Source organism: Blautia sp. HCP3S3_B11, assembly GCF_052064435.1.
Lineage (GTDB): Bacteria > Bacillota > Clostridia > Lachnospirales > Lachnospiraceae > Blautia_A.
Genome location: NZ_JBQHVP010000021.1, coordinates 12,300 through 29,428, shown reverse-complemented (window position 1 = coordinate 29,428; position 17,129 = coordinate 12,300). Strand labels below are relative to the sequence as shown.

Sequence of the window (17,129 nt, the reverse complement as noted above, 5' to 3'; positions counted from 1 at the left end):
AACACATTTCACCCAGAAAGGAAGTTATACACATTATGAAAATCATTTGCCAAAAAAGTAACTTGCTCAAAAGTGTCAGTATCTCACTCAAAGCAGTTCCTTCCAAAACAACAATGCCAATCCTTGAATGTATTTTAATAGATGCAACAACAAACCAGATTAAATTTACTACCAATGATATGGAACTTGGGATTGAAACAATCGTTGATGGAACGATTGAAGATAAAGGATTAATTGCACTCGATGCAAAAATCTTTTATGAAATCATTCGTCGACTGCCAGAAAATCAGGTTACTATAAAAACAGACGAGAAACTTACTGCCACCATTACCTGTGAAAAAGCTAAATTTACAATTCCTGGTAAATCCGGAGAAGATTTTGCATATCTCCCAATTATCGAAAGGGAAGAGAGTCTTACTATTTCACAATTTACTCTTAAAGAGATGATTAGACAGACAATTTTTTCAATTGCGTCTAATGAGACTAATAAATTAATGACCGGAGAACTTTTTGAGATTAAGGATAATTATCTGAAGATCGTATCTCTGGATGGACATCGTATTGCCATCAGACGTATGGAACTGAAGAAAGATTATGCAGACCGCAAAGTGGTGGTACCTGGCAAAACCCTTAATGAGATCAGTAAGATCCTGTCAGGTGAAATTGATGATATTGTAAATATTTATTTTTCAAAGAATCATATTTTATTTGAATTCGACCAGACAATTGTTATTTCCAGGCTGATTGACGGAGAATATTTCCGCATTGATCAGATGCTTTCCAGTGATTATGAAACAAAGATCGTAATCAACAAAAAAGAATTTCTGGATTGTATTGACCGAGCTACATTGCTGGTAAGAGAGGGAGAAAAGAAACCGATCATCATAGAAATTACTGATAATTCTATGGAATTACGCATTGATTCAGCAATGGGTTCCATGAATGAAAGCATTGATATCAACAAAGAGGGAAAGGATATTCTGATTGGATTTAATCCGCGTTTCCTGATTGACGCTCTGAAAGTAATTGATGATGAAACAATCAGTATCTACCTCGTAAATCCAAAAGCACCATGCTTTATCAGAGATGATGAGGAAAATTACACATATTTGATTCTGCCTGTAAATATCAACCAGAATCAGGCAAGATAGGGAGTAAATGAAAATGGAAGAAATTAAAATCAGAGATGAATTTATAAAACTGGGGCAGTTACTGAAACTTGCAGATATGGTTCAGGACGGGGTTGAAGCGAAATATGTGATCACCGACGGACTGGTTAAAGTTAATGGAGAAGTGGATGAACGTCGCGGACGAAAAGTTTATGAAGGCGATGTTGTTTCTTATGATGGAAAAGAAATCAAAGTGATCAGGTGAGTAAATGTATATTGAATCCGTTCAGTTAAAAAATTTCAGAAATTATGATTCTCTGGAACTTGATCTGGCACAGGGGACGAATATATTTTACGGAAATAATGCCCAGGGAAAGACAAATATCCTGGAAGCGCTTTATTTATGTGGAACGACTAAGTCACACAAGGGAAGCAAAGATAAAGATATGATCCGGTTTGGAGAGGATGAATCTCATATCCGTATGATGGTGAAAAGAGATGAACTTTCTTACAAAATTGACATGCACCTCAGAAAGAATAAGGCGAAAGGTGTAGCTATTAACGGGCTGCCAATCAGAAAAGCCGGTGAGTTGTTTGGCGTGGTCAATCTTGTGTTCTTTTCTCCCGAGGATCTGAATATTATAAAAAATGGTCCCGGAGAAAGAAGAAGATTTATTGATCTTGAATTATGTCAGCTGGACAAAATATACATTACGGATCTGGCTTCATACAATCACATTGTAAATCAGAGAAATAAATTGCTGAAAGATATTTATATTCAGCCTTCGCTAAAAGATACTCTTGATATCTGGGATATGCAGATGGCAGAGTATGGGCGTAGACTTATTAATAAGCGAAGTGATTTTATTGCGGAATTAAATGAGACTGTAAGAAAAACACATCATAATCTTACGGGTGGTCTGGAAGAACTGGAAGTTATTTATGAGCCAAGCTGTACCTCAGAAGAACTGGAAAAAAGTGTACAGTTAAACAGGGAAAAAGATATGCGGATGAAGCTGACATCTGTCGGTCCGCACAGGGACGATCTGTGTGTGATGGCAAATGGAATCGATATTCGAAGATACGGTTCACAGGGCCAGCAGAGAACCGCGGCGCTTTCACTTAAATTATCGGAAATTTATATGGTGAAAAGAAAAATAAAGGATACGCCGATTCTGCTTCTGGATGATGTTCTGTCTGAACTGGACCGCAGCAGACAGAACTATCTTCTGGACAGTATCAGAGATATTCAGACGTTGATCACATGTACAGGTCTTGATGATTTTATCAGTCATCAGTTTCAGATAAATAAGGTATTTCAGGTAGTGCAGGGAAATGTATTGCAACCTGAACAATGACGGTTAACAATCTTTTGACAAGGGTATAGGCTTATGATACACTGAACGTAATTATGGAAAGTTGGTGAATGCATTGGACAAAGAAGAATTTCGGATAAAGCTGGAAGAGATTAATAAGCTGGTTCAGGACAAAGATTATAAAGGCGCCATGAACATTGTAGACAGCATAGACTGGAGACGTGTCAAGAACGTCCGTACTTTATGCGTTGTCGGTGAGATTTATGCCGCAAATGGAAGATTTGAAGATAGTAAGGAGATTTTTCTTCTTGCATATCATAAAGCATCTATTGGAAAAAATATTCTTTATCGCTTAATTGAGATTTCACTTAGAATGGATGACATTAATGAAGCGGAAGAATTTTTTGAAGAATATAAACAGGTAGCATCTAATGATAGTACACAGTATATTCTTCGGTATAAAATTGCGAGAGCGAAGAATTCTTCCTTGAATGAACAGATTAGAATTCTGGAAGAATATAAAGAGCAGGAATTTACTGAGAAATGGTCATATGAACTGGCTGCATTATATTATAAAGCAGGAGAAAAGCAGAAGAGTCTGGATTTATGTAATGAGATTATTCTGTGGTTCAGCGAAGGCAAATATGTCATGAAAGCTTATGATCTTAAAATGAGAATGGGTGAGCTGACAGGTGCAGAGAAAGCTAAGTTTGAGAAACAGTTTGTTCCGAAACTTCTTACGCCAGAGCAGGCGAAGGAACTGAAAAAGGCAGAAAAAGAAGCAGAGTCAGAGAAAGATGCTTCAGAAGAGGAAGAACAGAAAGTAGCTTCAGACAGTGAAGTGGCATATGTAAGTGAGGATACTGAAGAGAAAGAACCGGAAACACCTGAAGAATCAGAGACAGAGATTCGTGTCAATATGGAGGGTATCCAGGAGAAAATTTCCAAAGGTATCAGAGATATTTTTGGTGGTAAGACTCAGGAAGAAAAAGAAGAGTTTACAGAAGAATCTGATGATATGATCAATGAAGCCGGAATTACAAAGGAGAATGAGATTCCGGAAGAGATCATAAAGAGTGACGCATCACAGGAAGAACCGGAAAATGTTCCGCAGCTGGAAGCAGAACCTGAGAAACCGGGGGAAGCTCCGGTAGCTGTTCCTGTCGAGAGTGTACAGGAAGAGAAAAAAGAGCCGGATTTTTCTGCAACAATTAAGATGCCGGAATTAAATATACCTGCTTCCATGAAGAATATGGAACTTAGTAAAGCTCCGAAAGTGGAAGATGTCGCTGAGACGAAGTTATCCATGGACTCTTTTAAAACATCAGGAACAGAATTTAATCTGGAAGATACGATTCTTGCTGCTGCCAGCGCTCAGGGAATTGAAATTCCGAAGGAAGAAACTCAGCCGGAAGTAAAAGAGCCGGAAAAAATTTCAGAAACAGAACCTGAGGTAACGACAAAAACACAGAAGATTGCAGATGAATTAGAAGAACCGGATTTTCTCAGTGGAAATCTGGAAGATACAGACACTGAGGATGTTAAAGCAGAGCCGGCAGAGGCTATAATGGATGAGGAAAAAACAGAAGAACCTGTAGCTGCTCCAAAAGAGTTTACTGAAGATGACGAAGATGAGGTTACGGAAGAGGACCTCAGAAGAGCAGAAGAGGAATTTCTGTATGGACCGGCAGGTAATTCGGATGTTAATCTGGAAGATATAGATGATACAGAACCGGAACAGTTAGTTGATGTGGCGAAAGAGGAAGAAGAACAGCCAGAACCTCTGACTGAAGAAGAGGAACTGGAACGTTTTATAGAATCTATTCAGCCGAAAGATGAAACCGATCCTAGAGACATTGTACCAAGAGAAAAAGAACTGACGGATGATGAGAAACAGTTATTTACATATTTTGTAAAGATTCCGGGAATGAAAGAACAGTTGGTTGATACGTTATGTGATGTTCAGATGGCGGCAGCAGATAAGACTTCCAAAACTGGAAATATTATTGTCATGGGTGGCAAGGAATGTGGAAAGACGAGACTGATCTCCGGGCTGATTCCGGCAATCTGTAAAGAGTTAAATCTGGAAGCATCCAAAGTAGCTTACGTTTTCGCAGACCAGATCAATGGAAAAAATATTTATAAGATTTTCTCCAAGCTGGCCGGTGGTTTCCTTGTAATAGAGAATGCAAATCAGCTTACACAGGAAACTGTTGAGATGCTTGATAAAGCTATGGAAGTAAATACGGATGGTCTGACTATAATTGTTGAGGATGAAAAGATTGGCATGCGTAAACTGATTGCAAAATATCCGAAATTTGCAAAGAAATTTACATCTATGATCAATATTCCGGTATTTACCAATGATGAGCTCGTTAATTTTGCAAGGGTTTATACAAAGGAAAATGGTTATACCATTGACCAGATGGGGATGCTTGCACTGTACAATCTGATTGGAATCAATCAGAAAGAGGATTCGCCGATGAATATTGGCGCGGTGAAAGAACTTATAGATTCTGCGATTGCGAAATCTCAGGGAGGAATCCGTAAATTTAAACGAAATGTATCCAAGAAACGTATAGACAGAGACGGTTATATCGTTCTGTATGAAAAAGATTTCAGTAAATAATGCAAGAAAAAGGAGTAAAGACTATGCCCAGACCGTATCTAGGAGATCCAAAGTATACCATAGAAGTGCTTCAGAAGTATAATTTTGCATTCCAGAAAAGGTTTGGTCAGAACTTTCTGATCGATACTCATGTTCTGGATAAGATCATAGATTCAGCGCAGATTACAAAGGACGATTTCGTATTGGAAATTGGTCCGGGAATCGGAACAATGACGCAGTACCTGGCTGAAGCAGCCAGGGAAGTTGCGGCAGTCGAGATTGATACGACACTGATTCCGATTTTGAAGGACACATTAAAAAACTGGGATAATGTAACAGTGATCAATAATGATATCCTTAAAGTGGATATCCGGAAGCTTGCATTTGAGAAGAACCAGGGACGTCCGATCAAGGTGGTTGCGAATTTACCGTATTATATTACTACCCCTATCATTATGGGATTATTTGAGAATCAGGTTCCGATTGATTCAATCACGATCATGGTACAGAAAGAGGTTGCGGACAGAATGCAGGTAGGACCCGGAACAAAAGACTATGGAGCTCTTTCACTGGCAGTACAGTATTATGCGAAACCTCAGATCGTTGCAAATGTACCGCCGAATTGTTTCATGCCAAGACCGAAGGTTGGAAGTGCTGTGATCAGACTGGAAAGATATGCGAAACCGCCGGTTGAGGTGAACGATGAGAAGCTGATGTTCCGAATTATCCGGGCATCCTTTAATCAGAGAAGAAAGACACTGGTGAATGGTCTGAAGAATTCACCAGAGATTCCTTTTTCAAAAGAGCAGATAGAGGAGGCTCTGGGAATGTGTGGACTTTCTTTGAATATCAGAGGAGAAGCACTGACACTTGAGCAGTTTGCACAGATTGCAAATGCTTTCAGCAGTTTATAAAAATATGAATATAAAAAGCATCCGGTGGCTAGTCGGATGCTTTTTATATTACGTTCAAATTTATTTTTTAAAAGGAAGGAGAGTTAATTGTCCTTTTCGGGCAATCAACATATGAAAAAGAAATTTTATAAAAATAATGTTGGCTTTATTATTTTTATGGTCTTAGTATATCTTGGAATTATGATAGAATCATGTTTAAGATGTGAAAAAATTTTGAACAAATGTCAAATGATTTATGAAGGTAGTATGTGAAGTGATATTTACTTTACAGAGGGAAAAGTAAGTGTGTTATAATGTGCCGGTAAAAAGGAAAAATAAGAAACATCAGATAATATGAACAGTTATCGGGGTGTTAATGATTTGGCTTTTCGACTTGTAACTGTGAAGGTACTGAACAGTTACAAAGGTTGAATGATTGATGCCCCAGGTTGTTATTGGTTATGGAGGTAATTTAGATTATGAGAATAAAAAAACTGGGAACACTTATTGTTGCAGGAGTGATCATGTGCACGACACCGGCAATACCTGTAATGGCATCAGATGCAGTTGAATCAGTACAGGAGATTATCTCAGATAATGAAATAGATTCTCTCGTTTCTGATCCGGATAAAGTTGTGGATATCATTATGTATGTAAAAGATGCTGTGGCGGATCAGGATATTTCGGATGACCAGATCAAAGAGGTAATCCAGACAGCAGAAAATACTGTTGGAGTAAGTCTTACTGATGAGGAAGAGAATAAAATCGTCACGATCGTTAAGCAGGTCAAGAATTCAGATATTAACGAGGAGCAGCTGAGAAGTACTGTGACAAAGGTTTATGATAAGCTTGAAGAAATGGGAATCGGCAAAGAGGAAGTAAAAGGAATTCTGCATAAATTATTTGATTTTGCAAAGAGTCTCTTTAATTAAAAGAATATGAATTAAAAGGATATGACTGCTGCCGGACTTTCAGAGAAAAGATATCCGCCTGATACGGACATATGAACGTGATGAAGATATACAACATGTACAAGTGCAAGGAATTGCAAAAATAAAATATATGTGGTAATTTCCTAAAAAAAAGTATAAAAAATAGAATTAATTGTGCAAATGAACGAAAGTTAACGGCAAGTTCATATTTTATTCATAAATAATTGCTATTATATAGACAGTTCGAAAGAACCTACGAAAGACGTTGTAATGTGTTATCATTACACATAAATTTTTTTCATAATAATAGCCCCGGTAAACCACTGCCGGGGCACTCCTCGTTTTATAGAGGATTTTTTTTCCCATATTTCTGGATTTCGTTATTGAGTTCTTCCATGCGGGCATCCAGCTCGGCTACATATCTGGCACATTCTCTTAATTCCTTTGTGATGTAGTCTGGTCCGTCTCCCTCAAATTTGTAATGCATTTTGTGCTCCAGAGTTGCCCAGAAATCCTGTGCTACTGTACGAATCTGTATCTCTACTTTGGTATCAATGATACTGTCGGAAAGAAAGACAGGTGTGGTAACCAGCATATGGTAACTTCGGTAACCACTCTTCTTTGGGTTTTTCATATAGTCGCGTCTTGCGAGAATTGTCAGATCATTCTGTTTGGAAATCATATCTGCAATCAGATAAATGTCAGAAGTGAAGGAACAGCTGATTCGGATTCCTGCAATATCGTTAACATATCGAACCATATTTTCAATACTGGATTCATATCCATGTCGTTTCAATTTCTTTACAATGCTCTCCGGAGTTTTGATCCTGGATTTTACATGTTCGATAGGATTATATTTATGGCGGTGTTGAAACTCACCATTTAAAATATTAATCTTTGTTTCGATCTGCTTGAGAGCAGACTGATAAACGAAAATAACAGTTTCCCAGTCATTTAGCTCTTTAAAGTCCCTCAATGGGACAGAATCATAATTCATATACGAAAGTCCTTTCTATGCTCAATTATATTTTTCTATGCGATACCTTTGAAGTCATTGCTGTATTTATTTTCTGCTTTTTTTGTATTTCAGAGGTAAGTGAATTAAAAAAAATAGATTAAAAAATTAACTTCCTGACAAATTGTAAAATACTGTCAGTCAATAATAACACTATTATACCATATAAATTTTTAGTTGTGTAAATATCTGCCCGGAAATTCGGATTTCCATTCTTAAAGTGATTGTGCTATAATGTTTGCAAAAAGTTGGTTTTTAACTTGCCAGAAACCAGAGCTTTTTTTTCAAATACGCTCTAAGGAAACAGCAACGCATTATATAACAAATCCAGGTAAAGGAGAACAAATAATGGCTGAATCAATGAAAGATTACGAAACAGAACTGGAAGCTTCTTTTAAGAAAATTGAAGAAGGAGATATTCTTACAGGAACTGTGATCAGTGTAGATGAAAAAGAGGTTGTAATTGACCTTAAATATTATGCAGAGGGAATCATTCCGGCAGAAGATTACAGCAGAGAACCGGGATTTTCATTAAAAGAAGAAGTTCACGTGGGAGATGAAGTTTCTGCAACGGTTGTAAGAAAAGATGATGGAAACGGAAATATTCTTCTTTCCAGAGTGGAGGCAGCAGATGTGGAGGCATGGGATAAACTGAAAGAGTTAAAGGATTCCAAGGAAGTTATCGATGTAGTAGTAAAGGGAATCGTAAACGGCGGTGTGATCGCATATGTAGAAGGCGTGCGTGGATTTATTCCCGCATCAAAGCTTGCGTTAAACTATGTAGAGGATACAAATGAATATCTGAATAAACCAATTCAGGTTCAGGTTTTTGATATTGATAAAGAAAAAGGCAGATTAATTCTTTCTGCAAAGGAAATATTAAGAGAGAAAGCAGAAGAAGAGAGAAAAACAAAAATCTCCAATGTACAGGTAGGTCTTGTAACGGAAGGTGTGGTTGAGAGTCTGCAGCCTTATGGCGCTTTCGTAGACATTGGAAATGGTTTATCAGGACTTGTACACATTTCTCAGATCTGTGAGAAAAGAATCAAGAAACCATCTGAAGTTCTGACAGTCGGAGACAAAGTAAAAGTCAAAGTAACTGCTGTTAAAGATGGAAAATTAAGTCTGAGTATCAAAGAAGCTACGGATATGATGGCTAAGGAAATCGAAGAAGAGGTGATCGAACTTCCGGATTCCAAGGAAGAAGCATCCACTTCTCTTGCGTCTCTTTTTGCAAACATTAAGTTAAACTAAATTGCAACGGGCCAGTATCTTCACAGTTAGTGGACGGCTGAATCGTTACACTAAAATTTATAATTGAGGTTAAAATCTGTATGAGAAATCAGGAAAAAATATTTGTAATAGGTCATAAGAATCCCGATACGGATTCTATCTGTTCAGCAATCGCCTATGCGGACATCAAAAACAGGACTTCTCAGAAAGTAAAATATATTCCGAAACGTGCAGGACAGATTAATGATGAAACAGAATATGTATTAAACCGTTTTGGAATGCAGCCACCGGGATATCTGTCTAATATCGGAACTCAGGTAAAGGATATGGATATCCGTATGAGTCCGGATGCAGACAAGGGTATGTCCCTGAAGAATGCATGGGATCTGATGATGGAGAAGAGTATCGTATCTCTCCCGATCAGAGATAAGGACGGGCAGCTGGAAGGTCTGATCACTATCGGCGATATCGCCAAGACTTATATGGATACAACGGATAGCTATCTGTTATCCAGAGCAAGAACACAGTACAGAAGAATTGCCGAAACAATTGCAGGTACTGTGATAGAGGGAAATGAGCATGGATATTTTACAAAGGGAAAAGTTCTGGTAGGAACAGCAAATCCGGAAATGCTCAAAGCTTATATTGAAGAAGATGACTTGATCATCATGGGAGACAGAGAAGAGGATCATCTTCAGGCAATTGCACAGAACGTAAGCTGTATTATCGTTGGAATGGGAATTGAAGTCAGTGAGAAAGTAATTAAACTTGCTCATGAAAAAGAAATCGCGATCATTATGTCTCCGTACGATACATTTACAATTGCGAGACTGATCAACCAGAGTATTCCGGTAAGATATATCATGAAAACAGATAATCTGGTTACATTTAACACAGAAGATTTCACCGATGATATTCAGAATGAGATGATCAAACACCGTCATCGTGCATTCCCTGTAATCAATAAAAAGGGAAAATGTATCGGAACGATTTCCCGAAGAAACTTCCTGGATATGCACAAGAAGAAAGTTGCACTTGTGGATCATAATGAGAAAGACCAGGCGGTAGATAATATTGATAAGGCAGAGATTGTAGAGATCATTGACCATCATAAACTTGGTTCTTTAGAGACAATGGCACCAATCTCTTTCAGAAATCAGCCGGTTGGATGTACGGCAACGATTCTGTATGAAATGTATGGCGAACAGAAGCTTGAAATTTCACCGACCATCGCCGGACTTCTCTGCGCTGCGATTATTTCAGATACTTTGATGTTCCGTTCACCGACCTGCACTTTATCAGATAAAATGGCAGCAGGTGCGCTGGCATTAATCGCAGGAATCGATATTGAAAAATTTGCCAGAGAAATGTTTAAGGCAGGAAGTAACCTCAAAGATAAATCTCCGGAAGAGATTTTCTATCAGGATTACAAGAAGTTTATCGCAGAAGACGAGATAAACTTTGGTGTTGGACAGATCAGTTCTATGGACAGCGACGAGCTGGTAGAAATAAAAGAACGACTGGTTCCGTTTATGGTCAGCGAGTGTGGTCGCCATGGAGTTACCCGCGTATTCTTTATGCTTACTAATATTATTGAGGAGTCTACTGAACTTCTTTATTATGGTGAGGGCAGTGAAGAAATGGCGCGTATTGCATTCCATATGGAACCGAAGGATGGTGTCTTTGACCTGAAAGGTGTAGTTTCACGTAAGAAACAGCTGATTCCGGCACTTATGGAAGCTGCACAGGCGGGACAGAATGACTACAGCTGATAAGTGGTGAATTATCGTGCGTTAACAATAAAACAGTTAAGGAATATAGAATGGCAAAAGAGACTTGGAAAGCAGGAAATATGCTTTATCCTCTTCCGGCAGTTATGGTAAGTGTTTCTGACGGAGAGGGTAATGATAATATTATTACAGTTGCATGGGCAGGGACTGTGTGTACCAATCCGCCCATGGTATCCATTTCCGTAAGACCATCCCGTTTTTCTTATGATATGATCAGAAAAACAGGGGAATTTGTAATAAACCTGACAACGGAGAAGCTGGCATATGCTACAGATTATTGTGGTGTACGTTCCGGCCGGGATGTTGATAAGTTTAAGGAAATGAGGCTTACAAAGGAAAAGGCAGAATTTATTAAAGCACCGATGATCGCCGAATCTCCGGTAAGTATTGAGTGCAGAGTGAAACAGGTTCTGGAGTTAGGCTCTCATCATATGTTTCTGGCAGATGTACTTGCAGTCCATGCAGATCCGGAATATATGGATGAGAAGAAGAAATTCCATCTCAATGATGCGAAGCCGCTGGTATATTCCCATGGTGAATATCTGGGAATCGGAAAGAAACTGGGAACCTTTGGTTACAGCGTAAAAAAGAAGAAAAAATTTTCCGGTAAAAAACGATAAAAGTATGGTAAAATGAAAGGACATAAACATGAATAATGTGACATTAATAGGAATGCCCGGCTCAGGGAAAAGTACAATAGGAGTTATTCTTGCAAAAGCTTTGAGATATGAGTTTCTGGACTCTGATCTTCTGATTCAGAAAGAGGAGAAAAGAAAACTTTCTGAAATCATAGCGCAGGACGGGCCGGAACGTTTTATGGAAATAGAGAATCGTGTTAATGCGGCTATTCATGTGACAGATACAGTGATTGCGCCTGGCGGAAGTGTTATTTACTGCGAGGAAGCAATGGAGCATCTGAAATCCATAGGTAAAGTTATTTATCTTAAATTATCTCTGGAAGCTTTATCCAAAAGACTTGGAGATCTTAAGGGACGTGGAGTTCTGCTCAAGGATGGACAAAGCCTGAAAGACTTATACGAAGAACGAGTACCTTTATACGAAAAATATGCAGATATTACCATTGATGAGGATGGGAAAGATTTGGATGAAAGTCTCAGAACAATTCTGGAGATAATACATATCAAAGAGCAGGGAAAGTGATTATTACAGGTCCTGAAGCGGATAGTGGTAAATAATTTTTGTTTACAAATGACAAATATATGTTATAATATACAACTGACTTTAAAATAAGATGATCGTTTAGTATAAACATATATTCATTTGAAATAAAATGTACGTTGTTATAAAACCCGCAAAAAAGCTGTTTTTGTATGGAGTAAGATGTACTTAATTCTGCTCGTGGAGTGAAAATAATTATAGAGGTGTGATATGGAACAGTATGTTATTAAAGGAGGCAACCCTTTAGTCGGTGAGGTTGAGATTGCCGGTGCCAAGAATGCGGCACTTGCTATTCTTGCAGCGGCCATAATGACTGATGAGACGATTCTTATAGAGAATCTGCCGGATGTAAGGGATATCAATGTATTGCTTGAAGCAATCGCTGGTATTGGAGCACAGGTAGACCGTATTGATAAATCTACTGTAAAGATTAACGGATCTACAATTGGAGATGTAAGTGTTGATTATGAATATATCAAGAAGATCAGAGCTTCCTACTATCTGCTGGGAGCACTTCTTGGTAAGTACAAACATGCAGAAGTACCGCTTCCGGGCGGATGCAATATCGGAAGCCGTCCGATAGATCAGCATCTGAAGGGATTCAGAGCACTTGGTGCTGAGGTTGATATCATGCATGGCGCGATCGTTGCAAAAGCAGATGAACTTCATGGAAGCCATATTTTCCTTGATGTTGTTTCTGTTGGTGCAACAATCAATATTATGATGGCAGCATCACTGGCTCCGGGACGTACTATCCTGGAAAACGCAGCCAGAGAGCCGCATGTAGTAGATGTTGCAAACTTCTTAAACAGCATGGGAGCTAATATTAAGGGTGCAGGAACTGATGTTATCCGTATTAAAGGTGTAGAGAAACTTCACCGTACAGAATATTCTATTATTCCGGATCAGATTGAAGCTGGTACATTTATGTTTGCGGCAGCAGCAACTGGCGGAGATATTACAGTTAAGAATGTAATCCCGAAACACTTAGAGGCAACTACTGCTAAGCTTGAGGAAATCGGATGCGAAGTTGAAGAATTTGATGATGCAGTTCGTGTACGTTCTACAGGCAGACTTCATCGTACTCATGTAAAGACTCTCCCATACCCGGGATATCCGACAGATATGCAGCCACAGATCGCTGTAACACTGGCGCTTGCAGAAGGCACCAGTATTGTAACAGAGAGCATTTTTGAGAACAGATTTAAATATGCGGATGAACTTTCCCGTATGGGAGCTAATATCAAGGTTGAAGGTAATTCAGCAATTATTGATGGAGTGAAGAAGCTTACAGGTGCAAGAGTAAGTGCTCCTGATCTTCGTGCCGGTGCAGCTCTTGTAATTGCAGGTCTTGCAGCAGATGGAATCACTATTGTTGATGATATCGTTTATATCCAGAGAGGATATGAGAATTTCGAAGAGAAGCTCAGATCCCTTGGCGCTGAGATCGAGAGAGTATCCAGTGAGAAAGAAATCCAGAAATTCCGTTTAAGAGTGGGATGATAAAAAATACCAAAAAAATAGCTTGACAATTATCGATGTTAAGTATATTGTATGGTGTGCAGCAATATTAATGAAAGTTAATAATTAGTAATAGCCTTTTATTCAGAGTGGTGGAGATACAAAGGATCTGCGAAGCCACGGCAACCCCTTTAGTGGAGGAAGGTGCCAACCTGAGCGAGTGATCGAACAATAAGAGGATTGTTGAGATAATCAGACAGTCCGATTACTTCGGGCTGTTTCTTTTTGTTAACACATAGAAAAAAGGAGAATACAATGGAGAAAATTTTATTTACTTCTGAATCTGTAACTGAAGGCCATCCGGATAAAATGTGCGATGCCATTTCCGATGCCATTCTTGATGCAATCATGGAACAGGATCCAATGGGACGTGTTGCATGCGAAACAGCTACAACAACAGGTCTTGTACTGGTAATGGGGGAAATCACAACAACTGCAAATATCGATATTCAGCAGATCGTAAGAGATACTGTTCGTGAGATTGGATATGACCGTGGTAAATATGGTTTCGACGCAGATACATGTGCAGTTATCACAGCTCTGGATAAACAGTCTGTAGATATCGCTCTTGGTGTAGATAAAGCACTGGAAGCTAAGATGGGTGAAGAGGAGATTAACGCTATCGGAGCCGGAGACCAGGGTATCCAGTTTGGTTACGCATCAAACGAAACAGAAGAATATATGCCATATGCAATCAACATGGCACATAAACTTGCACGTCAGCTGACAAAAGTTCGTAAAGACGGTACATTAACTTACTTAAGACCAGATGGAAAAACTCAGGTTACAGTTGAATATGATGAAGCTGGAAAACCTTTCCGTATCGATACTGTTGTATGCTCTACACAGCATGATCCGGATGTAACTCAGGAGCAGATTCATGAAGATATCAAGAAATATGTATTTGATGAGATTATCCCGGCAGATATGGTAGATGAGAATACACAGTACTTTATCAACCCGACAGGACGTTTCGTAATAGGCGGACCTCACGGTGACAGTGGACTTACAGGACGTAAGATCATTGTTGATACTTATGGTGGAGCTGGTCGTCACGGCGGCGGAGCTTTCTCCGGAAAAGACTGTACAAAGGTTGACCGTTCTGCAGCATATGCTGCACGTTATGTTGCAAAGAATATCGTTGCAGCAGGTCTTGCAGATAAATGTGAGATTCAGCTTTCCTATGCAATCGGTGTTGCTCATCCGACATCTATCCACGTAGAAACATTTGGAACAGGCAAACTTTCTGATACAAAACTGGTTGAGATTATTCGTGAGAACTTTGACCTTCGTCCGGCTGGAATCATTAAGATGCTTGACCTGAGAAGACCGATTTACAAACAGACAGCTGCTTACGGACACTTTGGTCGTACAGATGTAGATCTTCCATGGGAACATCTTGACAAAATTGATGACCTTAAGAAATATCTTGCATAATTGATAGCAGGGAAGATATTGCAGCAACTGTGAAAATACAGTTGTGAGAAAATTGAAATACAAAAAAGAGGAAACAGGAATTATCTGGAAATATCTGACAGATGATTCCTGTTCTTTTTATAGAAAATTTAGATATGGCAAAGAGACTTTATGATATAATATTTTTAAGCTGTCCGGATTGGATAAGGTTGCTGTTTTGTGCCTTGTAATGGAAATGGGAAACTTGTTTGATCCGGTTAAATAAAAAAGATAAAGGATGATTCAAATGAAGTTAAAGACAAGGATCATAGTGGGGTTCAGCATGAGCATTCTGGTTCCGCTGCTTTTATTTTCAGCAACTTTATATGGATTAAGCCATACGAAATTTGCGCAGCAGGCAAAGAATTCTTCAGAGGTTGTGTATGATATTTCTGTTGGAGAATCAGCCAACAGCCAGACTCAGGTAAGATTGATAGCCAAAGATGTATTATTTACGGCGACGGTAATTCTGGTTTTTACATCTTTGTCGATAGGGTTGTGGATATACAGAAGCATTGCAACACCACTGGTAAAATTAAAGAAAGCGACTCAGAATATCAAAGAGGGAAATCTGGACTTCGTTCTGGAAGTAGAGGGAGATGACGAATTCTCAGAGCTTTGCAGAGATTTTGAAGAGATGAGAAAACGGCTGAAAGAGTCGGCAGAAGAGAAAGTTCTTTTGGATAAAGAGAACAAGGAACTGATCAGTAATATTTCCCACGATCTTAAAACACCTATCACCGCAGTGAAAGGATATGTAGAAGGCATTATGGATGGGGTGGCAGACACTCCGGAGAAAATGGATCGTTATGTAAAGACCATCTATAACAAAACGAATGAGATGGATCATCTGATTAACGAGCTGACCTTTTATTCCAAGATTGATACAAACAGAATTCCATATACATTCAGTAAACTGAATGTAGAGGATTATTTCAGCGACTGTGCGGAAGAAACGGGACTGGAACTGGAAACAAGAGGAATAGAACTGGTATATGCGAATTATGTGGAGAGTGGCGTACAGGTAATCGCAGATGGTGAACAGATCCGTCGTGTAATCCATAACATTATCAGTAATGCCATCAAATATATGGATAAACCGAAGGGAATCATTCAGATTCGTGTTAAAGACGTAGGTGATTTCATACAGGTTGAGATAGAGGATAATGGAAAAGGAATAGCTGCAAAAGATCTTCCATCTATTTTTGACCGTTTTTACAGAACGGATGTGTCGAGAAATTCTTCCAAGGGTGGAAGTGGAATCGGACTTTCCATTGTAAAGAAAATTCTTGAGGATCATGGTGGAAAGGTCTGGGCTACAAGCAGACTTGGAATCGGCACGATTATGTATTTTGTACTTAGAAAGTATCAGGAGGTACCAATGAAATGAGCAGGATTTTAATCATAGAAGATGAAGAAGCAATCGCAGATCTGGAGAAAGACTATCTGGAACTGTCCGGATTTGAGGTTGAGATTTGTAACAGAGGAGATATAGGGCTGACTAAGGCACTGAATGAGGAATTTGATCTGATCATTCTGGATCTGATGTTGCCGGAAGTGGATGGCTTTGATATCTGCAGACAGGTGCGTCAGGAGAAAAATACACCAATTATTATGGTGTCTGCAAAGAAAGATGATATAGATAAGATCAGAGGTCTGGGGCTTGGCGCAGATGACTATATGACAAAACCATTTAGCCCGAGTGAGCTGGTAGCCAGAGTCAAGGCACATATGGACAGATATAATCGTCTGATCGGATCAAATGTGAGAAAGAATGATATTGTGGAGATTCGAGGCATTAAGATTGACAAGACTGCACGCCGTGTATGGGTGAACGGAGAGGAGACAACCTTTACATCCAAAGAGTATGATCTTCTTACATTCCTTGCAGAGAATCCTAACAGAGTATTTACTAAAGAAGAACTGTTCAGAGAAATCTGGGATATGGAATCAGTGGGAGACATTGCAACAGTTACTGTTCACATTAAAAAAATTCGTGAAAAAATCGAATTTAATACGGCCAAACCGCAGTATATTGAGACAATCTGGGGGGTAGGTTACAGATTTAAAGTATAAAA

At 39.0% G+C, this 17,129-nt stretch carries 15 protein-coding genes and 1 riboswitch; of the genes, 14 read left to right on the top strand and 1 reads right to left on the bottom strand.

The genetic code is table 11. From position 1 onward, the window contains the following. Nucleotides 1-35: 35 nt before the first annotated feature. From dnaN to ACTNC0_RS15115, 6 genes are all read left to right on the top strand, one after another. The gene (gene dnaN / locus ACTNC0_RS15140; protein ID WP_441088028.1) at nt 36-1,151 is read left to right on the top strand and encodes a DNA polymerase III subunit beta; all 1,116 of its coding nucleotides are present in this window, start codon (nt 36-38) and stop codon (nt 1,149-1,151) included. A 13-nt stretch (nt 1,152-1,164) separates the two neighbouring features. Then, nucleotides 1,165-1,374 carry an RNA-binding S4 domain-containing protein gene (locus ACTNC0_RS15135; RefSeq protein WP_117676572.1) on the top strand — a complete coding sequence of 70 codons (210 nt, stop codon included), beginning with the start codon at nt 1,165-1,167 and terminating at the stop codon, nt 1,372-1,374. Nucleotides 1,375-1,378: 4 nt separating this feature from the next. Continuing rightward, nucleotides 1,379-2,467, top strand: coding sequence for a DNA replication/repair protein RecF (recF, locus tag ACTNC0_RS15130; RefSeq protein ID WP_441088027.1), 1,089 nt, complete (start codon nt 1,379-1,381; stop codon nt 2,465-2,467). 73 nt (nt 2,468-2,540) lie between these two features. Next, nucleotides 2,541-5,054 (top strand): hypothetical protein, encoded by a 2,514-nt coding sequence (locus ACTNC0_RS15125; protein ID WP_441088026.1) that lies wholly within the window; start codon nt 2,541-2,543, stop codon nt 5,052-5,054. Nucleotides 5,055-5,077: 23 nt separating this feature from the next. Continuing rightward, a complete protein-coding gene (gene rsmA, locus ACTNC0_RS15120; protein ID WP_441088025.1) occupies nt 5,078-5,947 on the top strand; it encodes a 16S rRNA (adenine(1518)-N(6)/adenine(1519)-N(6))-dimethyltransferase RsmA in 870 nt (289 codons plus the stop codon). Nucleotides 5,948-6,405: 458 nt separating this feature from the next. Next, entirely contained in the window at nt 6,406-6,858 is a 453-nt protein-coding gene (locus ACTNC0_RS15115; RefSeq protein ID WP_441088024.1) for a DUF1002 domain-containing protein, read from the top strand. Between the two features lie 343 nt (nt 6,859-7,201). Here ACTNC0_RS15115 and ACTNC0_RS15110 read toward each other — a convergent pair whose 3' ends face one another. Next, a complete protein-coding gene (locus ACTNC0_RS15110; RefSeq protein ID WP_117676566.1) occupies nt 7,202-7,855 on the bottom strand; it encodes a GTP pyrophosphokinase in 654 nt (217 codons plus the stop codon). A gap of 366 nt (nt 7,856-8,221) precedes the next feature. On the opposite strand from ACTNC0_RS15110, the gene ACTNC0_RS15105 reads away from it, so the two are divergent. The 8 genes from ACTNC0_RS15105 to ACTNC0_RS15070 all read left to right on the top strand — a co-directional run bounded on the left by ACTNC0_RS15105 (nt 8,222) and on the right by ACTNC0_RS15070 (nt 17,127). Beyond that, nucleotides 8,222-9,127, top strand: a complete 906-nt coding sequence (locus ACTNC0_RS15105) for a S1 RNA-binding domain-containing protein (protein ID WP_441088023.1) — start codon at nt 8,222-8,224, stop codon at nt 9,125-9,127. Between the two features lie 80 nt (nt 9,128-9,207). After that, nucleotides 9,208-10,878 carry a putative manganese-dependent inorganic diphosphatase gene (locus ACTNC0_RS15100; RefSeq protein WP_441088022.1) on the top strand — a complete coding sequence of 557 codons (1,671 nt, stop codon included), beginning with the start codon at nt 9,208-9,210 and terminating at the stop codon, nt 10,876-10,878. 50 nt (nt 10,879-10,928) lie between these two features. Next, complete coding sequence (locus ACTNC0_RS15095; protein ID WP_441088020.1) at nt 10,929-11,516, top strand: flavin reductase family protein; 588 nt, start codon at nt 10,929-10,931, stop codon at nt 11,514-11,516. A 28-nt stretch (nt 11,517-11,544) separates the two neighbouring features. Beyond that, entirely contained in the window at nt 11,545-12,057 is a 513-nt protein-coding gene (locus tag ACTNC0_RS15090; protein WP_441088019.1) for a shikimate kinase, read from the top strand. A 228-nt stretch (nt 12,058-12,285) separates the two neighbouring features. Then, the gene (locus ACTNC0_RS15085) at nt 12,286-13,578 is read left to right on the top strand and encodes a UDP-N-acetylglucosamine 1-carboxyvinyltransferase (protein WP_117676561.1); all 1,293 of its coding nucleotides are present in this window, start codon (nt 12,286-12,288) and stop codon (nt 13,576-13,578) included. Between the two features lie 95 nt (nt 13,579-13,673). Beyond that, nucleotides 13,674-13,774, top strand: a riboswitch (SAM riboswitch). Between the two features lie 77 nt (nt 13,775-13,851). After that, the gene (gene metK / locus ACTNC0_RS15080; protein ID WP_441088018.1) at nt 13,852-15,033 is read left to right on the top strand and encodes a methionine adenosyltransferase; all 1,182 of its coding nucleotides are present in this window, start codon (nt 13,852-13,854) and stop codon (nt 15,031-15,033) included. Nucleotides 15,034-15,292: 259 nt separating this feature from the next. Continuing rightward, complete coding sequence (locus ACTNC0_RS15075; protein ID WP_441088049.1) at nt 15,293-16,441, top strand: sensor histidine kinase; 1,149 nt, start codon at nt 15,293-15,295, stop codon at nt 16,439-16,441. Further along, nucleotides 16,438-17,127 (top strand): response regulator transcription factor, encoded by a 690-nt coding sequence (locus ACTNC0_RS15070; protein ID WP_441088017.1) that lies wholly within the window; start codon nt 16,438-16,440, stop codon nt 17,125-17,127. Before ACTNC0_RS15075 ends, ACTNC0_RS15070 begins: the two co-directional genes overlap by 4 nt. Nucleotides 17,128-17,129: the final 2 nt, after the last annotated feature.